Source organism: Spongiivirga sp. MCCC 1A20706 (genome assembly GCF_046524175.1).
Lineage (GTDB): Bacteria > Bacteroidota > Bacteroidia > Flavobacteriales > Flavobacteriaceae > Spongiivirga.
In genome coordinates this window covers 462,611-488,377 of the sequence record NZ_JBEFZF010000004.1, presented here as the reverse complement: position 1 = coordinate 488,377, position 25,767 = coordinate 462,611, and the positions used below count along the sequence as shown (strand labels likewise).

At 35.8% G+C, this 25,767-nt stretch carries 25 protein-coding genes; 10 read left to right on the top strand and 15 right to left on the bottom strand.

All coding sequences use genetic code 11. The features are described from left to right. Positions 1 to 8 precede the first annotated feature (8 nt). A complete protein-coding gene (locus ABN763_RS12540; RefSeq protein ID WP_410485814.1) occupies positions 9 to 3,347 on the bottom strand; it encodes a gliding motility-associated C-terminal domain-containing protein in 3,339 nt (1,112 codons plus the stop codon). Between the two features lie 360 nt (positions 3,348 to 3,707). Here ABN763_RS12540 and ABN763_RS12535 point away from each other — a divergent pair, with 360 nt between their 5' ends. The 3 genes from ABN763_RS12535 (at position 3,708) to ABN763_RS12525 (ending at position 6,945) form a co-directional block, all read left to right on the top strand. After that, positions 3,708 to 4,199, top strand: coding sequence for a SixA phosphatase family protein (locus ABN763_RS12535; RefSeq protein WP_410485813.1), 492 nt, complete (start codon positions 3,708 to 3,710; stop codon positions 4,197 to 4,199). Next, on the top strand, positions 4,196 to 6,298 hold the full coding sequence (gene ppk1 / locus ABN763_RS12530) for a polyphosphate kinase 1 (RefSeq protein ID WP_410485812.1): 2,103 nt from the start codon (positions 4,196 to 4,198) through the stop codon (positions 6,296 to 6,298). Before ABN763_RS12535 ends, ppk1 begins: the two co-directional genes overlap by 4 nt. 128 nt (positions 6,299 to 6,426) lie before the next feature. Next, the gene (locus ABN763_RS12525; protein ID WP_410485811.1) at positions 6,427 to 6,945 is read left to right on the top strand and encodes a porin family protein; all 519 of its coding nucleotides are present in this window, start codon (positions 6,427 to 6,429) and stop codon (positions 6,943 to 6,945) included. Positions 6,946 to 7,001: 56 nt separating this feature from the next. On the opposite strand, the gene ABN763_RS12520 is transcribed toward ABN763_RS12525, so the two are convergent. Both ABN763_RS12520 and ABN763_RS12515 read right to left on the bottom strand, forming a co-directional pair. Then, positions 7,002 to 7,586 carry a tRNA-(ms[2]io[6]A)-hydroxylase gene (locus tag ABN763_RS12520; protein ID WP_410485810.1) on the bottom strand — a complete coding sequence of 195 codons (585 nt, stop codon included), beginning with the start codon at positions 7,584 to 7,586 and terminating at the stop codon, positions 7,002 to 7,004. A gap of 94 nt (positions 7,587 to 7,680) precedes the next feature. Next, on the bottom strand, positions 7,681 to 8,292 hold the full coding sequence (locus tag ABN763_RS12515) for a MarR family winged helix-turn-helix transcriptional regulator (protein WP_410485809.1): 612 nt from the start codon (positions 8,290 to 8,292) through the stop codon (positions 7,681 to 7,683). A 109-nt stretch (positions 8,293 to 8,401) separates the two neighbouring features. On the opposite strand from ABN763_RS12515, the gene ABN763_RS12510 reads away from it, so the two are divergent. Beyond that, entirely contained in the window at positions 8,402 to 9,178 is a 777-nt protein-coding gene (locus tag ABN763_RS12510; protein ID WP_410485808.1) for a hypothetical protein, read from the top strand. 18 nt (positions 9,179 to 9,196) lie between these two features. Here ABN763_RS12510 and ABN763_RS12505 read toward each other — a convergent pair whose 3' ends face one another. From ABN763_RS12505 to pyrR, 8 genes are all read right to left on the bottom strand, one after another. Then, positions 9,197 to 9,829: a hypothetical protein gene (locus tag ABN763_RS12505; RefSeq protein WP_410485807.1), complete on the bottom strand. Its 633-nt coding sequence runs from the start codon at positions 9,827 to 9,829 to the stop codon at positions 9,197 to 9,199. Between the two features lie 314 nt (positions 9,830 to 10,143). After that, complete coding sequence (locus tag ABN763_RS12500) at positions 10,144 to 12,021, bottom strand: DNA polymerase III subunit gamma/tau (protein ID WP_410485806.1); 1,878 nt, start codon at positions 12,019 to 12,021, stop codon at positions 10,144 to 10,146. Positions 12,022 to 12,109: 88 nt separating this feature from the next. After that, complete coding sequence (gene pdxH, locus ABN763_RS12495; RefSeq protein ID WP_410485805.1) at positions 12,110 to 12,757, bottom strand: pyridoxamine 5'-phosphate oxidase; 648 nt, start codon at positions 12,755 to 12,757, stop codon at positions 12,110 to 12,112. Positions 12,758 to 12,817: 60 nt separating this feature from the next. After that, on the bottom strand, positions 12,818 to 13,723 hold the full coding sequence (locus tag ABN763_RS12490) for a ribonuclease Z (protein WP_410485804.1): 906 nt from the start codon (positions 13,721 to 13,723) through the stop codon (positions 12,818 to 12,820). Next, positions 13,720 to 14,205 carry a DUF3291 domain-containing protein gene (locus ABN763_RS12485; RefSeq protein WP_410485803.1) on the bottom strand — a complete coding sequence of 162 codons (486 nt, stop codon included), beginning with the start codon at positions 14,203 to 14,205 and terminating at the stop codon, positions 13,720 to 13,722. Before ABN763_RS12485 ends, ABN763_RS12490 begins: the two co-directional genes overlap by 4 nt. 8 nt (positions 14,206 to 14,213) lie before the next feature. Beyond that, entirely contained in the window at positions 14,214 to 14,546 is a 333-nt protein-coding gene (locus ABN763_RS12480) for a ribonuclease Z (protein ID WP_410485802.1), read from the bottom strand. Positions 14,547 to 14,550: 4 nt separating this feature from the next. After that, a complete protein-coding gene (locus ABN763_RS12475; protein ID WP_410485801.1) occupies positions 14,551 to 15,480 on the bottom strand; it encodes an aspartate carbamoyltransferase catalytic subunit in 930 nt (309 codons plus the stop codon). 22 nt (positions 15,481 to 15,502) lie between these two features. Beyond that, complete coding sequence (gene pyrR / locus ABN763_RS12470; RefSeq protein WP_410485800.1) at positions 15,503 to 16,042, bottom strand: bifunctional pyr operon transcriptional regulator/uracil phosphoribosyltransferase PyrR; 540 nt, start codon at positions 16,040 to 16,042, stop codon at positions 15,503 to 15,505. 152 nt (positions 16,043 to 16,194) lie between these two features. Between pyrR and ABN763_RS12465 the strand changes: the two genes are divergently transcribed. The 5 genes from ABN763_RS12465 to rplT all read left to right on the top strand — a co-directional run bounded on the left by ABN763_RS12465 (position 16,195) and on the right by rplT (position 20,734). Continuing rightward, on the top strand, positions 16,195 to 17,394 hold the full coding sequence (locus ABN763_RS12465; protein ID WP_410485799.1) for a hypothetical protein: 1,200 nt from the start codon (positions 16,195 to 16,197) through the stop codon (positions 17,392 to 17,394). 149 nt (positions 17,395 to 17,543) lie between these two features. Beyond that, the gene (thrS, locus tag ABN763_RS12460; RefSeq protein ID WP_410485798.1) at positions 17,544 to 19,487 is read left to right on the top strand and encodes a threonine--tRNA ligase; all 1,944 of its coding nucleotides are present in this window, start codon (positions 17,544 to 17,546) and stop codon (positions 19,485 to 19,487) included. A 55-nt stretch (positions 19,488 to 19,542) separates the two neighbouring features. Next, positions 19,543 to 20,055, top strand: coding sequence for a translation initiation factor IF-3 (gene infC, locus ABN763_RS12455; protein WP_410485832.1), 513 nt, complete (start codon positions 19,543 to 19,545; stop codon positions 20,053 to 20,055). Positions 20,056 to 20,091: 36 nt separating this feature from the next. Continuing rightward, a complete protein-coding gene (gene rpmI / locus ABN763_RS12450; RefSeq protein WP_410485797.1) occupies positions 20,092 to 20,289 on the top strand; it encodes a 50S ribosomal protein L35 in 198 nt (65 codons plus the stop codon). Between the two features lie 100 nt (positions 20,290 to 20,389). Next, on the top strand, positions 20,390 to 20,734 hold the full coding sequence (gene rplT, locus ABN763_RS12445; RefSeq protein ID WP_410485796.1) for a 50S ribosomal protein L20: 345 nt from the start codon (positions 20,390 to 20,392) through the stop codon (positions 20,732 to 20,734). Between the two features lie 97 nt (positions 20,735 to 20,831). Here rplT and ABN763_RS12440 read toward each other — a convergent pair whose 3' ends face one another. Then, positions 20,832 to 22,022 carry a cytochrome-c peroxidase gene (locus ABN763_RS12440; protein ID WP_410485795.1) on the bottom strand — a complete coding sequence of 397 codons (1,191 nt, stop codon included), beginning with the start codon at positions 22,020 to 22,022 and terminating at the stop codon, positions 20,832 to 20,834. A gap of 79 nt (positions 22,023 to 22,101) precedes the next feature. After that, positions 22,102 to 23,223: an adenylate/guanylate cyclase domain-containing protein gene (locus ABN763_RS12435; protein WP_410485794.1), complete on the bottom strand. Its 1,122-nt coding sequence runs from the start codon at positions 23,221 to 23,223 to the stop codon at positions 22,102 to 22,104. Positions 23,224 to 23,271: 48 nt separating this feature from the next. Between ABN763_RS12435 and ABN763_RS12430 the strand changes: the two genes are divergently transcribed. After that, the gene (locus ABN763_RS12430; RefSeq protein ID WP_410485793.1) at positions 23,272 to 23,799 is read left to right on the top strand and encodes a hypothetical protein; all 528 of its coding nucleotides are present in this window, start codon (positions 23,272 to 23,274) and stop codon (positions 23,797 to 23,799) included. On the opposite strand, the gene ABN763_RS12425 is transcribed toward ABN763_RS12430, so the two are convergent. Then, positions 23,792 to 24,880 carry a serine hydrolase domain-containing protein gene (locus ABN763_RS12425; RefSeq protein WP_410485792.1) on the bottom strand — a complete coding sequence of 363 codons (1,089 nt, stop codon included), beginning with the start codon at positions 24,878 to 24,880 and terminating at the stop codon, positions 23,792 to 23,794. The genes ABN763_RS12430 and ABN763_RS12425 overlap by 8 nt on opposite strands. Before the next feature lie 100 nt (positions 24,881 to 24,980). Continuing rightward, positions 24,981 to 25,733 (bottom strand): LytTR family DNA-binding domain-containing protein, encoded by a 753-nt coding sequence (locus ABN763_RS12420; RefSeq protein WP_410485791.1) that lies wholly within the window; start codon positions 25,731 to 25,733, stop codon positions 24,981 to 24,983. Positions 25,734 to 25,767: the final 34 nt, after the last annotated feature.

Genomic DNA, 25,767 nt, shown 5'->3' with positions numbered 1-25,767 from the left:
GTCTTGATTTAAGCCCCAGAGCCCAAGAAAATAAAGCCTTGAATATCACCAAAGCCACTATTTACAAGTCTCACAATGTAAAAATAAGTTCCTGAAGGTAGTTGATCTCCTCCTCTTTCTATACCTGACCAATCGTTTTGATAGTCATTTGATTCGAAAACTAATTGTCCTAATCGATTAAAAACTTTCACCTGCGTAATGAATCCACATCCTTCTACTCCATCGATTACAAAAAACTCGTTAATACCATCACCATTTGGCGTAACAACTTCTGATATTTCAATATCTTCTAAACGACATGGTAATACCTCGCAATCATCATTTAATTCCACAATTACTTCACGTCCCGTAGTGCAATTAGTAACATCATCAATAAGTCTAAATCGATATGTTCCTACACCAATGGCAAAAGTGTCAAATTCACTTCCTGTAAGTGCGCCAGAATTATCTAAATCTTCCCAAGTACCAGTGACATTATTATCGTTAAATAATGACATAAAATCTATCGTACCGTCGTTGATACAGTTAGTTACTGTAACTGATTGTGTTTCTGGTTCGGTAATGTTTATTTTTTGAGTAAATGTTTCGGCATTATCACAACTGTCAGTTACCACCCAAGTTCTGGTTATGGTAATTGTACCATTATCAGCTAGTTCATTCTCAGTGAACTCAATAGTAAGGTTTTCATTTGCAGTGCAGTTGTCTTCGAACATTAAGTCAGAAACCGCTGGAATTTCTTCTCCGCATAACAGCGCAACATCATCAATATTACCATCCGCTAGCGTTGGCGCTTCGGTATCACCAACTGAAATTATTTGCGTGTGGGTAAGCTCTGATCCGTCACAATTAACAGCTGTCCATGTTCTAGTAATTAAGTAAAGTGGACAATCATTCGTTTCATCCTGATCCGATGTTTCTTCAAATACCACTTCTAATGGGTTTCCACAACCATCTACGGCTGTTAACGTAACCGCTTCTTCAGGATCACCACATTCTATTGTCGTATCCTCTGGTAAATCTTCATTAAATGAAGTTTCACCTATGGTAACATTAATTAATTGAACATGTGATATTAATTGAGCATCGCAATTAACAGCTGTCCATGTTCTTGTAATTACATAACTTGAGCAGTCATCTACCTTATCTGTAGTTTCTTCAAAAGCAACGTCTATAGCATTTCCGCAACCATCTACAGCTGTTAACGTAACAGGATCTGGAATAGCTGAACAACTGATCTCAGCATTTTGAGGTAACGCTTCGTTGAATGACGATTCTCCATTCGTAACATTAATTGTTTGAATATGTGTGATGCTTTTATCACCACAATAGGTTGCCGTCCAGATTCTATTTATAGTATAATCAGAACAGCTGTCAGTCCTATCAGAAGTTTCCTCAAATAACACATCAATCACATTTCCGCAAGAATCGACTGCAGTTAAAGTTGCTGCCATCGGAACTTCCTCACATTCAAGAGTAAAATCAGTCGGCAATGTCTCATTGAAAGAGGCATTGTCAGCGGGTTGTATCGTGATCGTTTGCGTATGCATTATATTGGTATCAACACACTCCTCGGTTTTCCAAACCCGAGATATAGTATATGGCTCACAATTATCTGCTGAGCCATTGACTGTCTCTTCAAAAATAACCGCGACACTATCACCACAGCTATTCGTTGCAGACAGCACAACTGCATCAGGAATCTCTTGACAACTAACAGTTGTATCAACCGGCAAGGTTTCAATAAATGAAATAGTTGGTTCAGTTACAGTAACTGTCTGAGTGTGCATTAACTCACCATTACAAGTGGTAGCTTTCCAGATTCTAGTTATCACATAATCACCACAGCTAGTGCTATCCGAAGTTGAAGTCTCCTCGAAATTTACATCTAAAGTGACACCACAGCCGTCTATAGCGGTTAAGATATCAGCAGTTGGCACTTCTTGACAAGTAACTTCAATATCTTGGGGTAATGCTTCGATAAAAGTAGGGTCACCGCCAGTTATTGTAATGCGTTGGGTATGGCTAGCCTCGTTATTTGCACAATCAGTAACTTTCCAAACTCGCTTTATTTCATAATCGTTATCACATTCATCATCTTTATTAAAGATAGTTTCTTCTAAAACTACATCATCCAAATTAGTATCGCAATTATCGGTGGCCGTTAAAATGGCAGCATCAGGAATTTCATTACAGCTTACCGCTATATCGGCAGGAAGCGTTTCTACAAACTCTGGAGCTGTGTTGTCTTCAAAGGTTAGCGTTTGCGTGTGAGAGACCGTATTATCGGCACAGTCCTTAGTTGACCATGTTCTAATAATCTGGAAAGTAGCAGGGCAATCGTCATCCTGACCAATGATTTCTTCATTAAAATCAACTATACAAACCGACGAATCACAAGAATCTACGGCCGTAATGGCTGGTGCATCGGGTATATCTGCATCACACTCAAAAATGGCATCTGTTGGTAAAGTTTGAACAAATGAAGGAGGCGTGTTATCTTCCACGGTAATAATTTGAATGTGAGCATTCTCATTTCCCGCACAATCTCTTGTTTTCCAAATACGCTTTACTTGATAGTTAGCATCGCAACCATCATCCTTACCAATAATGACCTCGTTAAAATTAACTGCACATAATGAAGCATCGCAAGCATCCACTGCCGTCAGTGTTTCTGCATCAGGAATTTCAGAGGTACACTCTACAGTATAATTTTCAGGAAGATCTTGCTCAAATTCAGGGGCGTTATTATCTTCAATTGCAATGGTTTGAACATGAACATTTTCATTTCCGCTACAATCTCTTACTTTCCATGTTCTTGTGATAAGATAATTTGCAGCACAACCATCGTCCTGTCCACTTATAATTTCTTCGAAATTAACAATACAAACACTTGGATCACATTTGTCTGCAGCAGTTAATGTAATAGCATCTGGTATGGTATCGGTGCACTCTAAAGTAAGGTCGACAGGAAGGTCTTGAATAAAATAAGGTGCCGTGGTATCACGAACCGTAATCGTTTGTTCATGATTAATAACATTGCCAGATGGCCCACAAGCTGTCCATTTTCGAACAATAGTATAGTCGGCACAACTACCGTCGTCATTATTCGTTTCTGTAAAAGTAACGGGAATATTGTTACCACATGAATCTACCGCGGTTAATACCGCTGCATCTGGTATATGCGTGCATTCTACTACCGTATCTTGAGGTAGTGCCTCAACAAACGAAGAAAGTACGCAGCTCTCTACGGTAATGTTTAAATTATTAACTGTAGTTTTTGCAGAAGAAAAAGTAATGGTAAAACATACCAATACTAAACTCAACCCCATAGTGTAAACTTGCCTCATAAGCATACTTTAGTTATAATCATAGCCATCAGAAATATCTCTGACAAGTAGGGTCGACAAATAGGGGGCTTACAAAAGGCAGTTGAAAGGGTTCGTCTACGAAACGAGCTTTAGGTTAGGGCTCAAAAATAAATACATGATTTAAGGCTCACCTAAAAATTCGATCAAACGATCGATTTCGGGTTAAAACACCTGAAATACCTGAATTTTACTACCTGATTTAAATGTTATTTTTTTAAATTCAACAATCACTAAGGATTCTTATAATGTCTTTCAAAAGTAACAATATATGATACGATCAAAATAGCCCAGTAGTTTTTTAATTCCAATCTTTTTAACAATGATCTTAACAAATTGATTATGAAAAAAATAGTTTTTATCCGTCATGCAAAAAGCTCATGGGACTATGATGCAAGTGATATCGATCGGCCTCTAAAAATGCGTGGTATTGAGGATGCTTATCTTGTTGCAGACAAATTGAAGAGCCATCTATCTACCCCAGATAAAATAGTATCAAGTCCTGCTAACCGAGCTATTCATACCGCCCTAATTTTTTTAAGGCAATTGAATATTGACCCATCGCTTGTAAGTATCAATCAAAGTTTATACGATTTTGAAGGAACATCATTAATGGAAAATATACAAAACACTGATAATCATATCAATACTTTGATGCTGTTTGGACATAACCATGCAATGACATCTATAGTAAACATGCTAGGTAATAAATTTATCGATAATGTACCTACGGCTGGTGTGGTAGTTATTAACTTTACATCTTCAACTTGGCAACAAGTAACCAAAGAACAAGGAACTACAGAATTAACCCTTTTTCCAAAAGATTTTAAATGATAAAAGTAGCAGATAAAAAGTATTTCAACAGGGAAAAAAGTTGGTTACAATTTAATGCAAGAGTACTTCAAGAAGCAGCAGATGCCAAGGTTCCATTAATTGACAGACTTCGATTTATCGGTATTTTTTCAAACAATTTAGATGAGTTTTTCAAGGTACGCTACGCTACTGTAAAGCGTATTGCCTTGGCAGGTAAAGGAGCTAAAAACCTGCTAGGTGGTATTACTGCAAAGGATCTAATGGATGATATTACCGAAAAGGTAATTGAATTACAGTCTGAAAGTCTTCGCATTTTAGGTGAAATTCAAAAAGATCTCAATAAAGAAGGCATTTTCATCATTAATGAAAATCAGGTTTCAAAAGGTCAAAGTGAATATATACGAGATTATTTTATTCAACAAGTAAGTCCTGCCTTAGTAACCATTGTTTTGAATGATCTTACTAAGTTTCCTGAATTGAAGGATAGTGCGGCTTATTTAGCAGTGAAAATGAAACTAAGGTCTCAAACAGAGTCAAAAGGTTTGGGTAAACTTTTTAAATCAAAACCTCGAGAGAAACGATATGCATTGGTCGAAATACCCAGAAGTATAGACCGCTTTGTGGTGTTGCCAAAAGAAGGTGATAAGCAATACATCATGATTTTAGATGATCTCATAAGGTTCTGCCTTGACTCCATTTTTAATGTGTTTGATTATGATGACATCAGTGCACACATGATCAAAATTACAAGAGATGCGGAGTTGGATCTCGATAATGATTTTAAAAAGAGTTTTATTGAAAAAATTGCGGCAAGCGTAGAAGACCGTCGTCAAGGCGATCCGGTTCGTTTTGTTTATGACAGTGCAATTGCAAAAGACACTCTTGATTTTTTAAGAAATAAGATGGGTATCGATAATAATGATAGTATTATTCCTGGGGGGCGCTATCATAATCGTCGTGATTATATGGGTTTCCCGAGCCTCGGTAGAAACGAACTGCAATATAAACGCTACCCCCCTTTAGCGGTAAAAGGTTTAAGCTTAGAGGGTAGTTTATTTTCTAAGATTGCAGAAAAAGACTACATGCAGTTTGCCCCCTATCATTCGTTCTCTTATGTAGTGAAATTTTTGAGGGAAGCGGCCCTCGACCCTAAGGTGCGTACTATAAAAATTACCATTTACAGACTAGCAAAAGTCTCTCATGTTGCAAGTTCATTAATAAATGCTGTTAAAAATGGGAAAGAAGTAACTGTTCAATTGGAACTTCGTGCACGTTTTGATGAGGCAGCAAATATTCAATACGCAGAACAAATGCAGCTAGAAGGTGTAAATCTCATTTTCGGAGTACCCGGGCTAAAAGTGCATAGTAAAACTTGTGTGGTTGAACGAGAGGAAGATGGAATACTAAAAAGATATGGTTTTATCAGTACAGGAAATTTTAATGAATCTACCGCAAAGATATATACAGATTATACTTTGTTTACTGCGCATGCGGATATATTAAAAGAAATAGATAAGGTATTTACCTTTTTCGAAACCAACTACAAAATTGCACGATATAAGCATCTTATTGTATCACCCCATTATACAAGAAAGGCCCTAGTACGTCTTATTGAAGCGGAAATTACAAATGCCAAAGTAGGCAAAGAGGCCTTTATTAAACTAAAAATAAATAGTTTATCAGATTTCAAAATGATAGACAAATTGTATGAAGCGAGCAATGCGGGAGTCAAAATTCAATTAATCGTCAGAGGTATATGTTGCTTGATTCCAGGTATACCGGGAATGAGTGAAAATATTGAGGCTATAAGTGTTATTGATAAGTTTTTAGAACATCCCAGGCTCTTTATTTTTGGAAATGAAGGCAATCCAAAAATTTATATTTCCTCAGCCGATTGGATGACAAGGAATATTGATAAACGGGTAGAAGTAAGTTGCCCCATTTATGATGAAGACATTAAGCAAGAACTGCTTGATACTTTTAACATTTGTTGGAGTGACAATGTAAAAGCACGAATACTATCTGCAAAAAATGACAATGCTTACAGGAAAACGGAAGGCCCTGCTGTTCGATCCCAAATTGCTATTTATAACTACTATTTGGAAAAATTATCTGATTAAAAAAGTAAGTTTGTAGTAGTATTACATCGAAAAAAAGCAATGTTTACCGATAAATTAGACTTAAGCGCTGATTTCTAACGCTTAAACTAAAGCTTTGAATATATTTACACTAGTAAACAACACCATTAATGAAGCAGCTTCTTGTAATTGCTTTTATTTTTTTTACCGCACATTGTTTTTCACAGGCAATTCCTAAGTACGGATTTAAAATTGGTGCTAACTTTGCTGATCTTACTTTTGAAGGCAAAGATGTTGCTGATACCAGAAACGGATTCGCAACGGGCTTTTTCATTAACTATTCAATAAACGACAAATTTAAAGTGCAACCGGAGCTTCAATATTCAGCTCAGGGTTCCAAACAGTTTAGAGTCGAGTATTTGCAATTGCCCATAATGGCAAAATATGTTGTCACTAAAAATTTTAATCTTCAGCTAGGCCCACAAGTTGGCTTAAAAATACATGAATTTCAAGATGGCTTGAAAAATCTGGATTATGCAGCTGTTGGGGGTATAGGCATCAATATCATTGAAAATGTAGAGTTCGATATCCGCTACGCATTTGGGTTACAACAAATATTTGATGACCCTAACGTTTTTCAAGATAGCCAACACCGGTATGTACAAGTTACTATTGCCTATACCTTATAATTTAAAATCGCATTTCCACTTTCAAGAAGAAGTTATAACGCGCTATTCAAGCACAATTAACCATGCATGGTGCTCTCAACGCCCAACTCAGTCATTATTTCAGCTTCGTATGCTAACAATGACTGCCATTTTTCATCAACCTCCTGCCGGTTTTCTCCATACTTTCTGGCAAACTTTAAGAACATGGTATAATGATTGGCTTCGCTAACCATTAAGTTTCGATAAAAAGCTGCAAGCTCTTTATCTTTAATATTTTCAGAAAGTAATCTAAATCGTTCACAGCTTCTTGCTTCAATCAGCGCAGCATATAGTAATTTATGTACTAGATGTGTAGTTCTGCTGCCCCCTTTTGGAAAAAACTTCATTAATTTTAGTACATATTCATCTTTGCGTTCCCGCCCTAAAATCCAACCTCGCTTTACAATATGATCATGTACCAATTTAAAATGACTCATTTCTTCTTTTACCAATGAAATCATCTCCTGAACAAGTTCCGTTTTTTCAGGGAAGCCTATTATTAAAGAGATAGCCGTACTTGCCGCTTTTTGTTCACAATAAGCATGATCTACAAGAATTTCTTCAATATTTTTCTCAACAATATTAACCCATCTCGGGTCTGTAGGTAATTTTAATCCAAGCATTTTATTCTGAAATATAACACAAAGATAAGACTACTTTCTAACAGTAAAGCATGTAGTGTAGTCTTAAATTAACCATTAATTACCAAGGTTTTTATCAATAATGATGAAGATTAGTATGAAAAATGTTAAGTCGTTTTAATGTATTTAAAAATAGTTCTCTTTCTGTCTTATTTAAATCTCCTAGTACATCAGTAATCGTGTTTAGTTTTCCGAGAATTTTAAATAGGGTTTCTGTTCCTTTTTTACTTAATGAAATAAGCTTCTGTCGCTTATCTTTCTGATTAACTCGTTCTTGTAGCAACCCATTTTTCAACATGCGCTTTAACATATCCATTCCGGTAGTAAACTCAATAAGATGTTCATTAATAAGATCTTTTTTCGAATGTTCTCTAAGCTCTAAAAGTGATGCAAGAATTACGAATTCGTTCATGGTATGCAATCCAAACTCCTGAACAATTGGTTTACCATATATGTTTATAAACTTGTTTAACCTAAAGATAAGTTCAGCTGCTTCCGGAGCCAAATACGAGGTTGTCTCACCCGTCATTACTTCTTGAAAAGGTACGGAAGTATCATCAATTGTATCTTTTTTTGTACTACTGGTCAATAAGTACTTTGCAAAGCCTTCCAATGTAGGATTTTTTTCAAATTGCAAATAGCTTTCCCAGTTAAGTATAAGCGGTTGGTATGAGATATTCTGTGCCATAAGTACTACTAAAAATCTGAACACAAAAATAATAAATAATACGTTATCGTAATAATTTAAAACGAAAACATATTATATTTGTAAATGTTAATCATCAAAAATGTTCATCATGACACGCAAACGATCAGTTATCATTTCACTTGTTTCAATGACTTTCTTACTAGTATTATATGGTTTGACGACCTCAGGAATTATGGGGTTTAATCCAGTTGGAGAAGAAGGTGGTTATGGGGCACCATTAGTTGTACCAAGCGGATACGCCTTTACAATTTGGGCTCCCATTTATCTCTTCTTAATTGCTTTCCCCATTTATCAGTACTTTAAAAAAGCAAAAGAATCAAATCATTGGAACACTCTGAGAAACTGGTATTCAATTAATGTATTAGCCAATGGTTTTTGGTTGGTTGGTGCGGCATATGAATGGCTTTGGATCACCGTCTTTTTAATAGTTATTCTGCTAATATCCTTATATCAAATTAATGTTTTGCTCCTTAACATATGGAAATCCGGTTACACCATCAATTTCTTTGCAGAACGTGTTGGATTTCGGATTTATTTTGGATGGATTACACTTGCAACCGCACTGAACATTAGTGCTGCCCTAAAGTTCTATGAATGGGATGGTTTCGGGCTGTCAGAAACCAACTGGTCTTTAATTATTTTAAGTGTTGCCGCCACATTGGCGGGGTTAACTTTTTGGAAATTTCGTAGTGTAACCTATGCATTGGTTGTTATTTGGGCATTTGGAGGACTTGTTCACAAACACATAAATGAGAATCATCTAATTACCTATTTATCAGTGACAGTTATGATTACTTTTGTTCTGTTAATTCTTGTCCGAACTAAGTTGTTAAAAACAAAAATTAGAACACTGCAAAACGTTTAATTACTTTTTATCTTAAGATTAAATTAAAAGGCTTTTTCTTCTTTTTCGTTCACGTATGAGACCGGTGATGAAACCCAAAAAACCCAGCAATAAACAAATACCGAACCATAGTATTAAATTATAGCGTTCTACAGCTATTCTATATACAAATGTGAAAAAAAACAAGGAAAGGCCTGTTATTTGCCAAGTAAGGTCATGTTCCATTCTAAACGTTTTATCAGGTACAGGATTAAAGTTGAAGATCACTTTCAATTCATTCCATTCCCAAAACAACAATATTATATTGGCGACTAACATAAGCCCCGTAACCACTGGAGTATATGCAAAATAATAGGACAGGGTAATAACAAAAATGTTTAAAATTATTGGAAAGTTAATAAGTGCTCCTAACTTAGAATATCGTTGGGTCATTAGTAAAAAACCAGCGATGAGCTGACCAAAACCAATAAACCTCCAGTACAAACCGGACTGATACATTGTTTCAAAAAAATGCCATGCGCTGTTAATAGGATTTTCGGCTCCGCTATCACCGGTAAACCGATTTCCCTTGATTTTAATAATGCTGGCAAAAACGAAAGCTCCACCAATAAGGTAACGAGTATAAATAATAAAAATTTGTGCCCAGATCTTGGTTTTTGTTGAAGTCTTCATGTGATTGGTTTCTTAAATGACGAACAGTACGTTAAGTTGTTACCACCGGTATATAAATTTAGATAGCCCTTTGAGATAGGCGCTCCATTGGAATTGGTGTTCCACAAAATATCAGAAATCCACCATCCGCCTTAAAATTCGTCCAATTGATAGCTGGTAATCATCTTTATTTTCCCCCGAAATAGTATCGATTACTTAATTTACAGCATCTTCAAAACGCTTCTAGACTTATCATTGCTCGGTTTTTCCTATGAATAATGAGTATTGAGGAAAATAAAAGAAGAAAACTGAGGACTTTTATGTAATTACTTGTATTAAATATCCAGATCAAATGTTTGCCTTAGCTTATCGATAAGTGGGTTTTTCTCTTTTAGCTTTTCGTATTTTTCACGCGGAGTAAATGCATACTTTTTTGCAGCAGTTTCATTGACCTCTACTACTATATCGACATCATGGTTTTGTAACTTTTCTCGCAAAAATTTGAGTAAGGGTGCCTTGGCTCGTTCCAATTCAACACGCATCGTATCATTAGGGTATTCAACTACCAAAGTCTTACCATCACGTAAAACTGGTTGATCAATTCCTATAATAGAGGCCATGTTTTTCTGACCTTTATCCTGAAGTTTTTTAATATACGCTTCCCAAGCATCTTGGGCTTGCTGTTCGGTAAAATTCTCTGTAGGAAGATTTTCTTCATCTACCTGCTGTCCTTCCTTATTCTTTTCGTGCTCCTGTTTTCGTTTAATACTTGAAAGTGACAATCCAGAGACACGTTTGCTTGATATGCTTATCCTTGTGGTGGTAGCAATTGAAGTGTTTTCAGAGGTGACTTCTGCGGTTTCGGTTGAACTTACTTCTTCTTTTTCATCTTCCACAATTGGGATGATTGCCTCTGGTTGAGAGGAAGGAGTATTCTCATCTATAGCAGGTGTGTTGTTCTGGGAAGGGGCACTTTCATCAACCGTTTCCAATACCATAGGTTCAGCATCATCTTGACTGATGGCATGCTTTTCAATCGCTTTTTCTACAGTAGTAATTCGCTTTTGAGGCAAATCAACTTGAAAATCCTTAAAATAAGAAGGCGGGATTATGCGTGGCTTGTCATTTTTTTTTTCCTGTTGATCATTTTGATCAGCAGGTCCTAAAATTGAAGCTAGTTGCATGAGGCATAATTCAACCAATAAACGTTGATTTTTACTGGCTTTATATTTTAGATCGGTGGTGTTAGCTAGATCAATTGCCTTTAGTAAAAATGAAAGACTAGTTTTTCGGCTTTGCTCCAAGTATCTCGCTTTTGTCTGCTCGCCAACTTCTAGAAGGGGTATCGTCGATTCGTTTTTACATACCATTAGGTCTCTGAAATGAGATGCTAAACCAGAAATAAAATGGTGACCATCAAAACCTTTTGAGCTAATTTCATTAAACTGCAGTAATAACCGCGGAATATTATTGGCTAAAATCAAATCAGTTGATTCGAAATAGGTGTCATAATCCAGTACATTCAAATTTTCTGATACTGCTTGCCTTGTTAAATATTTCCCTGAAAAACTCACTACTCTATCAAAAATAGATAGGGCATCTCTCATGGCACCATCGGCTTTTTGAGCAATAATATGTAGTGCATCATCTTCCGCTTGTATGCCTTGTAATCCTGCGATATATTTTAAATATTCTTTCGCATCACTAACGGTGATCCGCTTGAAATCAAATATTTGACAACGTGATAAAATAGTCGGAATGATCTTGTGCTTCTCGGTAGTCGCTAAAATAAAAATAGCGTGTTTTGGAGGCTCTTCTAAGGTTTTTAAGAATGCATTAAATGCACTTGAAGAAAGCATATGCACCTCATCTATAATATACACCTTATATTTCCCAACTTGTGGTGGAATTCGAACTTGATCTATCAGGCTTCGTATGTCATCGACAGAGTTATTTGAAGCGGCATCCAGTTCAAAAATATTAAAAGCAAAATCCTCATCAGGGCTTTCGGTACCGTCACTATTAATCATTTTAGCCAGAATGCGAGCGCAAGTAGTTTTACCAACACCACGAGGCCCGGTAAACAACAACGCCTGTGCAAGATGATTGCTATTGATAGCATTAAGTAATGTATTGGTAATAGCCTGTTGCCCCACTACATCTTTAAATGTTTGAGGTCTGTATTTTCTGGCTGATACTACAAAATGCTCCACAAAACAAAATTAAACAATGCCAATAATTATAAAAATCATTGACTTCTTATTTGTTGTTAGTTATTAACAGCTAAGATAAAAAGAATGACTAGGGTGCTAGGCGTTCCATTATCCAATCAAAATTAGCGTCAAGTGTGTAACGCAACCGGTCATGAAGTCGGTTTGTTCGCCCTTGCCAAAATTCTATTTCAACCGGTCGAACCAGATATCCACCCCAATAATCGGGGCGTTTTATTTCTCTGTTAGTGTATTCAGCTTCCAACTCATTTAATTTAGTTTCTAGAAATTCACGAGAGGGAATTACTTGACTCTGATCGGAAACGATTGCTCCCAACCGACTACCCTCTGGTCGGGAATCAAAATAACCATCAGATTTGTTAGGACTAATTTTTTCCGCCTTTCCTTTAATAATAACCTGTCTTTCAGCCACCTGCCAAAAAAAGGAAATACAAACGTTCGGATTTTGAGCTATTGCTTTGCCCTTTTCACTTTGATAATTAGTATAAAAAATGAACCCCTCATGGGTGTATTCCTTCAAAAGTACCACACGTGTTTTTGGAAAACCATCTAATCCCAACGTTGAGACAGACATCGCATTCACTTCATCTGAAGCTTCCATTTTTTCTACTTCATAAAACCAGGTCTGAAACAATTGCATGGGATTTTCAGAAACTTCAGATTCTAATAACATGCTTTTTTCGTAGGACTTTCTGTATGAGCCAAGATCTTTTTCCATGATACTGCTACCAATTATTAGCGCTAAGTTATTTAATAGTTAGATGAGAATAAAATGATATTAAAATTCAAATACTTTACCATCTTCAGCTAACTCAACATTCTTAAATATAGTTTGTGCTTCTTCTTTAAACACTTCAATACCATTGTACCTAGTAGAATAATGACCTAAAATTAGTGTCTTGACGTTGGCCTTAGAAGCCATTTTTGCCGCTTCTTTCGCAGTAGAATGTTTTGTCTTGTCGGTTAAATGCTGATGCTCATCTAAAAAAGTAGATTCATGATAAAGTACAGTTACTTCCATTAATTGTTCAACATTATCAACCTTATATGTTGTATCGCTACAAAATGCATATGATTTTGGTGTGGGCGGATCGAAAGTAAGTTGGTCATTAGGTATCACTCGCCCATCCTCTAACGTAATATCATCACCATTTTTAATCTTTTGATAGTAAGCCCTACTAATATCAAAATCTTCAACCGCTTTTATATTTAAGTTGCGTTCGCTTAACTTCTCACGAAATAAAAATCCGTTTGTATACACCCGATGTGTTAGCGGAATCGTTTCTACCGTTACTTTATCGTCCTCATAAATTAACTGGGGCTCATTACTTTCCAACTCTATAAACCTCAGATTAAAATTGGTCCATGAATCTGATAATTTTAATTGTAATACTATCGCTTCTTTAATTCCCTTAGGTCCGTAAATGGTTAAATCGGCTTCCCTGCCGAGTAATCTAAATGTCGATACCAAGCCAATTAAGCCATAAAAATGATCTCCATGTAGGTGAGAAATAAAAATATTTTTAATTCTAGCGAACTTGATTCTGTTTCGTCTAAGTTGTACTTGTGTTCCTTCTCCGCAATCGATTAAAAACAAATTACCCTTAATCTCTAAGACCTGTGAAGTAGGATTATTAAATGTACGTGGTGTAGCTGAGTAGCAACCTAATACGGTTAACTTCATTGTGCTTTTATAATGTTAGGTATATAGGCTTCTGCTTCTGCTGCGGTAAAATTGTGTTTAAACCCAAAAGCATATGGTGTTGCACTGTTGGTATTATAATAGCGAAGACGCTCTTTAGCCTCCTGTGGGGTCGGAAAATGTCCTTGAGGCACATACCATAGTGCCATATGCATGTTTTTCATGTTCGAAAACCATTCTTTCTTGCGTTTTAATACTTCAACATGAGCGCTTTGGTATACGTAATCAAACAAAGCTTCCCTGGATTCCCAAACAGACATATTGATAATTAGAAAATCGTCCTCAAAAACTCGAAGCGCAGTTGCGTTATTCTCATCCCCTTTTAAACGCCAAACAAAACCTTCGTACCCTTCGGCTATCTCATTTATTCGATCAAGGTTAGCGACAAAACCCGCCATAGTAGGATGATCTATGGGATTAAGCATTTGTGCAATGTTAACTTGGGCTAAGTTATAGTTATTCATTCTATGAGTTAAAAACCTAAATCCCGTTCAATTTCATCCATTTCCACTAGATCATGGGCCTCTTGAATTGTAGGTACCACTACTAGCTCATCTGCTACCGCCGTAAAATCAATATTTGATGCAACGATTACAAATGAATGTTTGGCTGTGCGATGCTTTTTAGACACTAACAAAAACTCGTTTAGGTCATCTTTTGTTAATCCTTCAATCGAAAATAAATTTACAATAATATTGTTATGAGAAAATGAGTCGTATTCTTTAGTAATTCGTTGTACCATATCGACAACACTTGCTCGTTCTCTTGTGATAATCGTAGTGTTTCCTTTGGTATCGATAATCATATCGTTACTGTTTAATTTTTGAAGCTAGTAAATATATAACCGCCATTCGTATGGCAACACCATTTTCTACCTGATCCAGTATAATGGCTTGTTTCGAATCGGCTACGTCGCTAGTAATCTCTACTCCCCTATTAATTGGTCCGGGATGCATGATCACAATCTCTTTATCAAGAGAATTTAGCAGTTGTTTATTCACACCAAACTGCTGTCTGTATTCCCTCGTTGAAGGAAAATAACTTACCTCCATCCGTTCGTTTTGTACACGCAGCATATTAGCCACGTCACACCAGTTAAGTGCTTTCTGTAGACTAGGCTCTATGGTTACCCCTAAACTCTCAATATATTTTGGTATTAATGTAAGTGGACCACAAACTTTAACCTCAGCACCTAACTTGTTCAATGCAAAGATATTACTTAAGGCAACACGACTGTGCAAAATATCACCTACGATTACAACTTTTTTTCCAGAGACCTCTCCTAATCGTTCTCTTATAGAATAAGCATCTAACAAAGCTTGAGTCGGATGTTCATGTGCACCATCACCAGCATTAATAATACTGGCATTGACATGCTTAGAAAGAAAAACACCCGCACCGGGATTAGGGTGACGCATTACCACCATGTCAACCTTCATTGACAAAATATTATTTACCGTGTCTATAAGGGTCTCTCCTTTTTTTACCGAAGAAGAAGCCGCTGAAAAATTCACCACATCAGCAGATAATCTTTTCTCAGCAAGTTCAAATGATAAGCGGGTACGCGTACTATTTTCAAAAAACAAATTAGCAATAGTAATATCTCTTAATGAAGGTACTTTTTTAATCGGACGGTTGATCACCTCTTTAAAATGATCGGCGGTTTCAAAAATGAGATCAATATCTGACTTTTGAAGATATTTGATTCCAAGTAAATGAGATACACTTAACTCACTCATTGCTATTATTTAGTCTTTTTAATTAGGTACTAACAACATAAACTGCATCTTCTCCCTCATTTTCCAACCAGCTTACCTTAACCTTTTCATTATTAATCGCATCCACCTGACGACCACGATAATTTGGCTGTATGGGTAAATGCCGACTAAAACGTCGGTCTATTAAAGTAAGTAGCTCTATATTTATAGGGCGTCCAAACGATTGTATGGCGGTCAGAGCAGCTCGAATGCTTCTACCCGTATATAAAACATCATCAATAAAAACGACATTTTTATCTTCTACCACAAAATCGATATCTGTTTTATTGGCTTCCAAAATTTTCTCTCCTCTTCTAAAATCATCTCGATAGAAAGTAATATCAAGATTTCCTTTTTGGATATTAGAAATTTTGTAATCCTCTTCAAGAATTTTGACAAGTCTATCAGCTAAAAAAACACCCCGAGGTTGTATTCCAATAAGCACTGTTTTGGAGAAATCCTGATGATTTTCAATAAGTTGACAAGCCAGTCTATGTAGAATGATGTTTACTTCTTTAGCAGTAAGTAACACTTTGTGGTTCATAGTTTATATTGAAAACCCATATTTGATACAAAAATAGTTATTTTTTTAGCCATATAAATTACAATATAGCAAAAGCGACAAACACCGTTGTAGAAGTATTGAAAATGAGCAAATAAGAAATATCTTTGCCAGCTTAAGTTTTTCTCAACCAAATGGAATCTTTTAATCTGCTTAATTTTGCACTTCTTGCATCGCTTTATACCTGTATCACGGTATTTATTGCGGTAATATTCAAACTGCGAACCAAGTTCGGTATTGGTTTAGTCTTTACAGGCATTGGGGCTTTTCAGTTTCTACAAACGTATTTAGCCAATACAATAACACTTGAAATAAGTTCGGTCATTAGTATATCACCAGGAACGATTATGTTTCATGCCAGTTTATTTGTGGTCTTGCTCATTTTGGTAAAAGAAGGTAGTAATAAAGCGAGAACTTTGTTATATGCTATTCTTTTTACAAATTTATTTCTTTGCGCCATTCAATACGCATTGGGATATTCTTTTCCAAGGAGCCCAATGGCTAGTTTATTTAATTCTGAAAACATAGGCATCGGTATAAAAACGTTCAGTCTTGGGACACTCTTGCTCTTTGTCGACGGCCTTCTAATTTTCTTTCTTTTCAATAAAATTTCGAAATTAAACATACCTTTTTTCCTGAATGCGCTGGTTAGTATGAGCTTTGTTTTCTTTTTTGATGCCATCATATTTTTAGTGGTCATTCAGGGCATTGATTTTGAAATCAACTTAGTCTATAACTCCGTTGTAAAATCACTTCTTTCATCCCTTGTTTACTCTTCACTTTTTACATTATATTTTGCGCTTTTTGAAGTGAAGAAATCTCTAAATTTCAAGAATAATTCATTTGGTGATGTCATTTCATTCTTACTTTACAGAAAACAAATGGAAAACATTCAAAAAAAGTTAGAGCATCAAGAACGGGTCTTTTCTGATCAACTTTTCTATGCCGAATCAAGATTTAGAGTTGCAGGTGAAATTGCAAATCTTGGTTATTGGAAATACGACAAGCATACAAAATCAATGATTTTGAATGACCATATTATGAAACTCTACGGTATCTCAACAATTGATTTTAATAACTATGTAATACCTTTTACTGACTTTGTTGAGCGCCATATCCCAAAACAAGAAAAAGAAGAATATCTAAAAAAAGTTAAAAGTATAGATCTTAATAAAGCGCCTTCTAGAACTGAAATTAAGCATAAGGCTATTTTTGGCAATGGAGCAGAAGGACGGGTATTGACAGTTGTTATGGCTGAAAAAGATCCTAAAAGTGGTCAGATAGAAGTGTATGGTATCTCTCGAATTTTAGAAGCTCAACTAATCCCAAATTAATCTAACGCTTTTAGCATCTACACAAATAAATGTTCTTGCTAAAAATATGCTCATAATCACATTAAAGTTTAACCAATCTATTTTGTTTACTTTGATTTTTGTCTACATGTTGAATCGATGTATCTTTGCGCTCTTAATTAGGTAAAAACATGATCAACATCACACTACCCGATGGCTCGGTTAGACAGTTTGAAGCAGGAGTTACTCCTATTGGGGTGGCACAAGATATTAGTGAAGGATTTGCGAGAAATGTAATCTCAGCAAAGTTTAATGATACTAAAGTTGAAACCACTACACCCTTACGAACGGATGGTGATCTAACCTTATATACTTGGAGAGACAAAGAAGGTAAAGAAGCTTTTTGGCATAGTACTTCGCATGTATTAGCACAAGCTTTAGAGCAATTATACCCTGGGGTAAAACTTACCATAGGTCCTGCAATTGAAAACGGTTTTTACTACGATGTAGATTTGGGGCATCAGGTGATTTCTGATAAGGATTTTAAAAAGATTGAAGACAAAATGCTGGAGATTGCCCGTGGCAAGCATGAATTCAAAATGCGATCTTCTACTAAAGCAGAAGCATTAGATTTTTATAAGTCTCAAAACAATGAGTTCAAAGTCGAACTTATTGAAAACCTTGAAGACGGCACAATCACTTTTTGTGATCATGATACGTTTACTGATCTATGTCGTGGTGGACATATACCAAATACTGGCATTATCAAAGCGGTTAAGATTATGAGTGTAGCGGGAGCTTATTGGCGAGGCGATGAAAACAAACCACAGCTTACACGGGTTTACGGTACTTCGTTCCCAAAACAAAAAGAGCTAAAAGAGTATTTGGCACTCATTGAGGAAGCGAAAAAGCGTGATCACCGAAAATTAGGGAAAGAGTTAGAACTATTTACCTTTTCCCAAAAGGTAGGTCAAGGACTTCCATTGTGGCTACCTAAAGGAGCGGCACTACGCGAACGTTTGGAAAACTTTTTAAAAGCCGCTCAGAAAAAAGCAGGATACGAAATGGTGGTTTCGCCTCATATTGGCTCAAAAGAACTGTATGTTACTTCAGGGCATTATGCCAAATATGGCGAGGATAGTTTTCAGCCAATTACTACTCCAAAGGAAGATGAGGAGTTTTTACTGAAGCCCATGAATTGCCCGCATCATTGCGAAATATACAACACAAAACCGTATAGCTACAAAGATTTACCAAAACGTTTTGCCGAATTTGGAACGGTATATCGTTATGAACAAAGTGGCGAGCTTCATGGCTTAAGCCGCGTACGTGGTTTTACCCAAGATGATGCACATATATTTTGTACACCGGATCAATTAGATCAAGAATTTAAAAACGTGATCGATTTGTCGTTATACGTACTGGGATCTCTAGGCTTTGAAGCGTTTACCGCGCAGGTATCGGTACGCGATCCTGAAAATCCTGATAAATACATTGGTGAAGTAGAAAATTGGGAAAAGGCTGAAAATGCGATAATTAGCGCAGTTAAAGACAAAGGATTGGATTATGTGATTGAAGAAGGCGAAGCTGCTTTTTACGGTCCTAAACTCGATTTTATGGTCAAAGATGCCCTTGGCAGAAGCTGGCAATTAGGTACAATTCAGGTAGACTATAATTTACCGGAACGATTCGATCTAAATTACAAAGGAAGTGACAATGAACTACATAGACCAGTGATGATTCATCGCGCTCCCTTTGGCAGTATGGAACGCTTTATAGCACTGCTTTTAGAGCATACAGGTGGTAATTTTCCGCTTTGGCTAAACCCTGAGCAAGTTATGATATTGAGTATCAGTGAAAAATATGAAAAATATGCTCAAAATGTTTTAAATTTATTGGAAAATCACGAAATTCGCGCCCTTGTAGACAATCGAAACGAGACGATCGGTAAAAAAATTAGAGAAGCCGAGATGAAAAAGTACCCCTACATGATTATCGTGGGTGAACAAGAAGCTGAAAAAGGTACTATTTCTGTTAGAAAACATGGGCAACAAGACCTAGGTTCGATTACCATTGAGCAATTTGTAGATTTGGTAAAAAGTGAGATTAATAGTACATTAAAGCAGTTTAACTAAAAAATAGTAAGTCATAGCAATACGTAGAAGAAGAAGTAGAGGTCCGGCTAGGATCATCAAAGAAGACCAACACAGAATTAACCGAAAAATTCGCGAAGACGAAGTAAGACTCGTTGGCGATAATGTTGAGATTGGAGTATATCCAATAGCGAAAGCGCTTGCCATTGCAGAAGAACAGGAACTTGATTTGGTAGAAATTTCACCAAATGCCAAACCACCAGTTTGTAAGGTAATGGATTATAAAAAGTTTCTTTATGAACAAAAGAAACGGGATAAAGCCTTAAAGGCAAAGGCTACAAAAGTGACCATAAAAGAAATTAGGTTCGGTCCTAATACTGATGATCACGACTATGAGTTTAAAAAGAAACATGCAGAGAAGTTTTTAAAAGAAGGTGCTAAATTAAAGGCATATGTATTCTTTAAAGGACGCTCTATTATTTATAAAGATCAAGGTGAGATCTTATTACTTAGACTGGCGCAAGAATTAGAAGAGCTAGGAAAAGTAGAACAAATGCCAAAATTAGAAGGTAAGCGTATGATCATGTTCATAGCCCCTAAGAAAAAGTAAAAACAGAAAACGAAGACTGATAAATTTTAGGAAGTAATGCCGAAAATGAAAACAAAATCCAGTGCAAAGAAGCGTTTTAAGCTTACTGGTACTGGTAAAATCAAAAGAAAGCACGCTTTTAAGAGTCACATTTTGACAAAAAAATCGAAAAAGCGTAAGCTAGCACTTACCCACGCTACTTTAGTTGATAAGGCAGATGTGGATAGTATCAAGACTCAATTACGTTTAAAGTAATTTAAACAGAGTCAGGTTAAAATTAGTTATAAACCTTGGAGTTAGGCCATTGTAAATGAGTAAGTGTCAGTGACCGCCTACTACAAAAAAATTTAAAATTATGCCAAGATCAGTTAATTCTGTTGCGAAGAGAGCTAGAAGAAAAAAAGTTCTTAAGCAAGCAAAAGGTTACTTCGGGCGTCGTAAAAACGTTTGGACAGTAGCAAAAAATGCGGTAGAGAAAGCAATGTCTTACTCATACCGTGACCGTAGAAACAAAAAGAGAACATTCCGTGCACTTTGGATCACTCGTATTAATGCAGGTGCCCGTTTACATGGTATGTCTTACTCACAATTTATGGGTAAAGTAAAAGCTAATAATATCGAATTAAACCGTAAGGTTTTAGCTGATTTAGCGATGAACCACCCAGATGCTTTTAAAGCAATTGTTGATAAGGTAAAATAAGGCGTTAAGCCAATTATTAATAAAGTCTTCGATAAAAAAATTCCGACTCAAATGAGTCGGAATTTTTGTTTTTAAATACCTTATAGCTTGGATATTTCTATTCGATAAATGGGTCACTCCATTTTTCATTGGTATAAACATCGGTACCACTTAAGGTTCGTATAAAGGCAATGACCGCATCTTTTTCAGCCTGCGTTAAATTTAATTGTTGACCAATGCCATTGGGCCTCAACCGCTGATCTAAATTAGGATTCCCTACCTCATCAATAGTATTGTAATGGTCCAATACTGTTATTAGATTATTACTTTCCCCTATATGCATAAATTGACCATTACCTATTCCGTCAGTATCTACAACATCTCTTAAACTAGGTGACCGCGTATTCGTAAAATCAGTTCCGACTCCATTGGCATTAGTAATGATTCCATTATTTCCTGAATTGGGATCAATATCGAATTCTGGAGCTCTATGACACCCATTACACCCAATCCCACCATTGATTCGGCTTCCTTGATTATCAAAAACAGCCGCCTGCATAAACAAGTTTTTACCTATGTTTTCCTGAGCAGTATAATTAGGAAAAGGTTGATTATTATTTGCGACCTGTTCTCTTCCTATATCATATTTGCTATCAAAAGATTGAATACTTCTAACAAATTGTGCTAGCGCCAATTGAATTCTTTCCTCAGAGATTTCAGAATCATTAAATGCAAAATCAAATAAATCAGGATAATATGTGGTGTCTTCTAATTTTGATATTAAATCATTAAATCCTAAATCTCCATTTTCACCACTAAATCCCATTTCAATATGATCTTGAATTGGCATTGTTGTTTGTTCTTCTAATGAATTTGCTCTTTCATCCCAAAAAAATCTGTTCTCGTTCGAGAACCGAGTGTTAATAAGTCGCATAGAGTGCCTTGCGGTAAATCCATTTATTCCTTCACTTTGCGAATTATCATCTCCAAAAGCTAATTCTTGTTTGTGGCAACTGGCACAAGACACCGTGTTGTTTGCAGATAGATTTTTGTCATAAAACAATATTCGCCCTAAAGTTGCCACCTCATTCGTTATGGCATTTCCTTGAGTATTATCTTTCGTTATATAAATTGGCACGTACTGATCTGAATATTCAAAAAGATCATCAAAATCAATATTTAAGAAAGATGAAAAATTTAAGCCAGTTTCTGTTAAGTTTTCTGATGTTTGTTCAATTTCAAGAGGCGTATCATCATTAGAACAATTGACTAACATCAATAGAGTAGCAACTAAAAAAAACTTTCTCATTAATAGGAAGTATTACAGGTTATTCTTTTTTGACTTGAATAACTAACAATGGTTTAATAAGAAATGGTTTTTTATCGATCTATTTCGATATAGCAAAGAGTTCAACAGCTTCTGTTTTGCCTCGGAGTATGATTTCTCCTTTTTTATCACTAACCCAGTTAGCTTCAGAATTTAATTTATTGGCCAGTATCCCTGAAATCAATATGCTGCTGTTGTAGTTATTGCACTCTGATTGTATACGAGCGGAGGTGTTGAGTACATCTCCTGTATATACGATTTCCTTTTTCAAAACCCCTATTTGTCCGGCTGACACCTTACCAATATGATAACCGGCTTTAAATTCGGGAACTAACCCAAAAGATTTAAGATAACGATCTCTTTTTTTATGTATGGTATCTTCAATTTTGAAATAACACTCTATACAGTTATTGTTAGACAAGCCAACTTCCTCGGTCCAAGTAATCACAATTTCATCACCCACATATTGATAAATTTCGCCTGAAGTTTCCAATATCGCATTTGTCATGTGCGAATAATACAACTTCAACAAATCAAAATATTTTATATGTCCTATTTCTTCTGCTATGGTAGTAGATGATTTCATATCAAGAAACATGAAGATTCGCGTTTCTTGTTTAGGTTTGTGGTACTTACCAAATGAAAAATTGTAGAGCACTTCGTTGCCCAAATGTTCCGTTAGTTCGGAATAGAATAATGCAGCATCCATGATCACCCCCATATAAAAAACAATACTCCAAAAAGAAAATGAGCTTATAAAGCCAAATAAATTCGAAATAACCTCAGCATCAAAAATTCCTTTTTTCAGCAAAGCAGCATTACTAATCAATGTTAAAATAACCAGAAAGATGACGATAAAGAGTAAATAGAATAGGGTCTTGAAAAGTATTTTCACCCAAAATGATCTCCTACGAAACTTATATCTTAGCCATGTGATTTCTACCCAACCTTGCACAAAACCAACAAAAAAGCTGCAGGGTAGTGTAAATAAAAAAGAATTTAATGGCTCATAAGCATTCCCTGTAGTTGGATATAATTTTGAATCGCCCAGCAATCCATATTCTAGAAGCGAATAGACTAAGCCAAAAATAAACCAGATAAACCCGAACGAAAGAGCCCGTTTTAAGTTTCTTTTATACCTAGGATGAATAGTAGTGGTTTTATTTTGGAAATACGTTTTCAACCCTGTAGTTTTAGTAAATTTAAAACAACATTTTTTATCTATTAAATAATGAAAAAAAAGTTCTGGAACTCAGACAAAATTGTAGCCATTTCGGCTATAGCAATAAGCTTACTTACCTTGTTCATTTTCATCAAACAAACCAACATTATCGAAAAGCAGAGTCATCTTTCGGCCATGCCATATTTAATGATGGAAGTTTCAATGAATGAATTTGACAGTCAATATCGTTTTGATTTGGTTAACTACGGTGTCGGTCCGGCGATTATTAATAAAGTCATCATCATTCATAATAAAAAAAGAATTAAAATAGACCTTCGAGACTTTCTTTCACAGCTACCAGGTATGGATTCGATAACGGTACTTAGTAGCGCTTCCATGCACAGGGGACTTGCAATACCCGCCGGAGGATCAAGACTTATTTACAATGTTGGTGGCAACCCAAAAGATTACAGTCAATTTAAGTTAATGTTAGAAGCGCTCAAAGATAATTTAGACTATGAAATCTACTATCAATCCATTTACGATGACCATTGGAGTGTTTCTGCCAGCAATGAAGTCCCTAAAGAAATTAATTAGCAACTTTCCCAACAATACCAAGCAAAGAAACTGCGATATTAGATACTTCCTGCAGTGCGCCTGAGGTATTTGACAAAACGACAACAGCCGATTTTTTTTCAGGTGCAATTAACAAAAAGGCACTACAACCATATTGTCCTCCAGTATGACCAATAATATTTCCAAGCTTAGGATTATTACCATATAAATACCAACCTAAACCATAACCATTACCTTCTTTTTTTAGTCCATAATTCTTACTCATTAAAGCCAATGATTGCTTAGAAATAAGCTGCTCATTCATTAATGCCTTTGCAAATTTAAGCAGGTCTTCAGTAGTAGAAACTATACCACCAGCGGGAATACGGTTACTTAAATTGTTGACTTTAGCTTCTTTTATCTTTCCTGGTTTTGATTGGTGATAGAGTATAGACTTCTTGTTGTCAATATTTATGGTGTATTCGACCTTTGTTTGGCCCATTCCCGCAAGATCCCAAATATATGTTTTCATATAGTCCTGATAACTCATATCTGAAACAACTTCGATGATTCTTCCTAATAACACATATCCATAAACCGAATATTCAAATTGAGTACCTGGTTCAAAAAGCAACGCTCGATTAGCAAAAACAGGAATTAAACCCTTTAAACTTAGATAGGTAATTCTGTTAGTCACTTCCTTTCTACCGTTGTAATGAGGAATTCCCGATGAATGCTGTAGCAACTGTAAAACGGTGATATTTTTGTATTGGTTGTTGCCCTTTAACTCCGGAATAATACCACTTATTTTATCTTCAAGTTTAATTTTACCCGCTTCAACTAACTGCATAATCGCCACCGCTGTCATGGGCTTTGCTATTGATGCCGTTCGTGATATATTAGTTGTTGAAAATTCTAATTTTTCTGCTTTATTACGAAATCCCGCAGCGCTTTTCCAAGCAACAGAATCTTGAATGATAACACCCGCAGCAATACCCATACATTGACCTTTATCAATAGCTGCTTTCAACAGTGAATTGGCTGTTTGAAAATGTGATTTTTCTTGTGATAAAAGCCCTGTACTTATGAAAAGTAAGAAAACTAAAGATGGTAAATTTTTCATGATGATTGATGTTTTTTGTTTGGTCAAACATATAATATGATCATGTACAAATCTAATAACAACAGTAGTTTGGGATGAAAATGTAGTTTTTAGTGACGAATTAGATCATCCCCTTAAGTTCCTCCTTATATTTTTTAGAAACAGCAATCTTTAAATCGTTTACCTGAATGGTGTTCCCATCGATCCATTTTACAATATGGGACGGATTCACAAAATGACTACGGTGTACTTGTTGTAGAGAATCAAGTTCTATTGTGATTGATTTTAATGTTGCTCGAAGTAAGGTCTTATTTAGCACATTATTGAGAAGATAATAGACTTCGACATAATTCTGTGTGCTTGAAATACAAACGATCTTTTCAGGTTCGACCTTTAAAAAATCAGATTTATTGTCACCACGAAGTATCACCTTATTACTGTCTTTTTTAAGCTGCAGTCTATTAATATACATACGCCCTACAACTATAAAAACAGAGATAAGAACTAGGATAGGAATATAAATACCACTAACATATTCCCAAAATGAATACGTACCATTTATCAGGTCACTTTTATAGTATGGAAAACAAAAAAGTAGGGTAATTACATACAAAATCACGAAAAACAGCATTTCTAGCTTTAGATTCCACAACCCGTAGTAACTATACACCTTATTTTGTAAGAAGACACACAGCATATAAGCAATAAATGCAAATAAGCCATAAGGCGGCAACAAGATAAGTTTCGCTTCAAAAGTCAGGTCAGAAACATCAAACGGAGCAATAAAAATAAGAAAAAGCGTTAGCCAAATACCAAGACCAAGGCCCACTATACTTTGAGCCTTTAAAGAAGTGTTTAATTGTATTTGCTGCATTAATCGAGAAAGTGTAATTAAAATGGAAAGATAA

What these genes read in the sequence shown, in the direction of transcription:
- ABN763_RS12540 (WP_410485814.1), bottom strand. Translation starts at nt 3,347, where the DNA reads ATGAGGCAAGTTTACACTATGGGGTTGAGTTTAGTATTGGTATGTTTT.
- ABN763_RS12535 (WP_410485813.1), top strand. Translation starts at nt 3,708, where the DNA reads ATGAAAAAAATAGTTTTTATCCGTCATGCAAAAAGCTCATGGGACTAT.
- ppk1 (WP_410485812.1), top strand. Translation starts at nt 4,196, where the DNA reads ATGATAAAAGTAGCAGATAAAAAGTATTTCAACAGGGAAAAAAGTTGG.
- ABN763_RS12525 (WP_410485811.1), top strand. Translation starts at nt 6,427, where the DNA reads ATGAAGCAGCTTCTTGTAATTGCTTTTATTTTTTTTACCGCACATTGT.
- ABN763_RS12520 (WP_410485810.1), bottom strand. Translation starts at nt 7,586, where the DNA reads ATGCTTGGATTAAAATTACCTACAGACCCGAGATGGGTTAATATTGTT.
- ABN763_RS12515 (WP_410485809.1), bottom strand. Translation starts at nt 8,292, where the DNA reads ATGGCACAGAATATCTCATACCAACCGCTTATACTTAACTGGGAAAGC.
- ABN763_RS12510 (WP_410485808.1), top strand. Translation starts at nt 8,402, where the DNA reads ATGACACGCAAACGATCAGTTATCATTTCACTTGTTTCAATGACTTTC.
- ABN763_RS12505 (WP_410485807.1), bottom strand. Translation starts at nt 9,829, where the DNA reads ATGAAGACTTCAACAAAAACCAAGATCTGGGCACAAATTTTTATTATT.
- pdxH (WP_410485805.1), bottom strand. Translation starts at nt 12,757, where the DNA reads ATGGAAAAAGATCTTGGCTCATACAGAAAGTCCTACGAAAAAAGCATG.
- ABN763_RS12490 (WP_410485804.1), bottom strand. Translation starts at nt 13,723, where the DNA reads ATGAAGTTAACCGTATTAGGTTGCTACTCAGCTACACCACGTACATTT.
- ABN763_RS12485 (WP_410485803.1), bottom strand. Translation starts at nt 14,205, where the DNA reads ATGAATAACTATAACTTAGCCCAAGTTAACATTGCACAAATGCTTAAT.
- ABN763_RS12480 (WP_410485802.1), bottom strand. Translation starts at nt 14,546, where the DNA reads ATGATTATCGATACCAAAGGAAACACTACGATTATCACAAGAGAACGA.
- ABN763_RS12475 (WP_410485801.1), bottom strand. Translation starts at nt 15,480, where the DNA reads ATGAGTGAGTTAAGTGTATCTCATTTACTTGGAATCAAATATCTTCAA.
- pyrR (WP_410485800.1), bottom strand. Translation starts at nt 16,042, where the DNA reads ATGAACCACAAAGTGTTACTTACTGCTAAAGAAGTAAACATCATTCTA.
- ABN763_RS12465 (WP_410485799.1), top strand. Translation starts at nt 16,195, where the DNA reads ATGGAATCTTTTAATCTGCTTAATTTTGCACTTCTTGCATCGCTTTAT.
- thrS (WP_410485798.1), top strand. Translation starts at nt 17,544, where the DNA reads ATGATCAACATCACACTACCCGATGGCTCGGTTAGACAGTTTGAAGCA.
- rpmI (WP_410485797.1), top strand. Translation starts at nt 20,092, where the DNA reads ATGCCGAAAATGAAAACAAAATCCAGTGCAAAGAAGCGTTTTAAGCTT.
- rplT (WP_410485796.1), top strand. Translation starts at nt 20,390, where the DNA reads ATGCCAAGATCAGTTAATTCTGTTGCGAAGAGAGCTAGAAGAAAAAAA.
- ABN763_RS12440 (WP_410485795.1), bottom strand. Translation starts at nt 22,022, where the DNA reads ATGAGAAAGTTTTTTTTAGTTGCTACTCTATTGATGTTAGTCAATTGT.
- ABN763_RS12430 (WP_410485793.1), top strand. Translation starts at nt 23,272, where the DNA reads ATGAAAAAAAAGTTCTGGAACTCAGACAAAATTGTAGCCATTTCGGCT.
- ABN763_RS12425 (WP_410485792.1), bottom strand. Translation starts at nt 24,880, where the DNA reads ATGAAAAATTTACCATCTTTAGTTTTCTTACTTTTCATAAGTACAGGG.
- ABN763_RS12420 (WP_410485791.1), bottom strand. Translation starts at nt 25,733, where the DNA reads ATGCAGCAAATACAATTAAACACTTCTTTAAAGGCTCAAAGTATAGTG.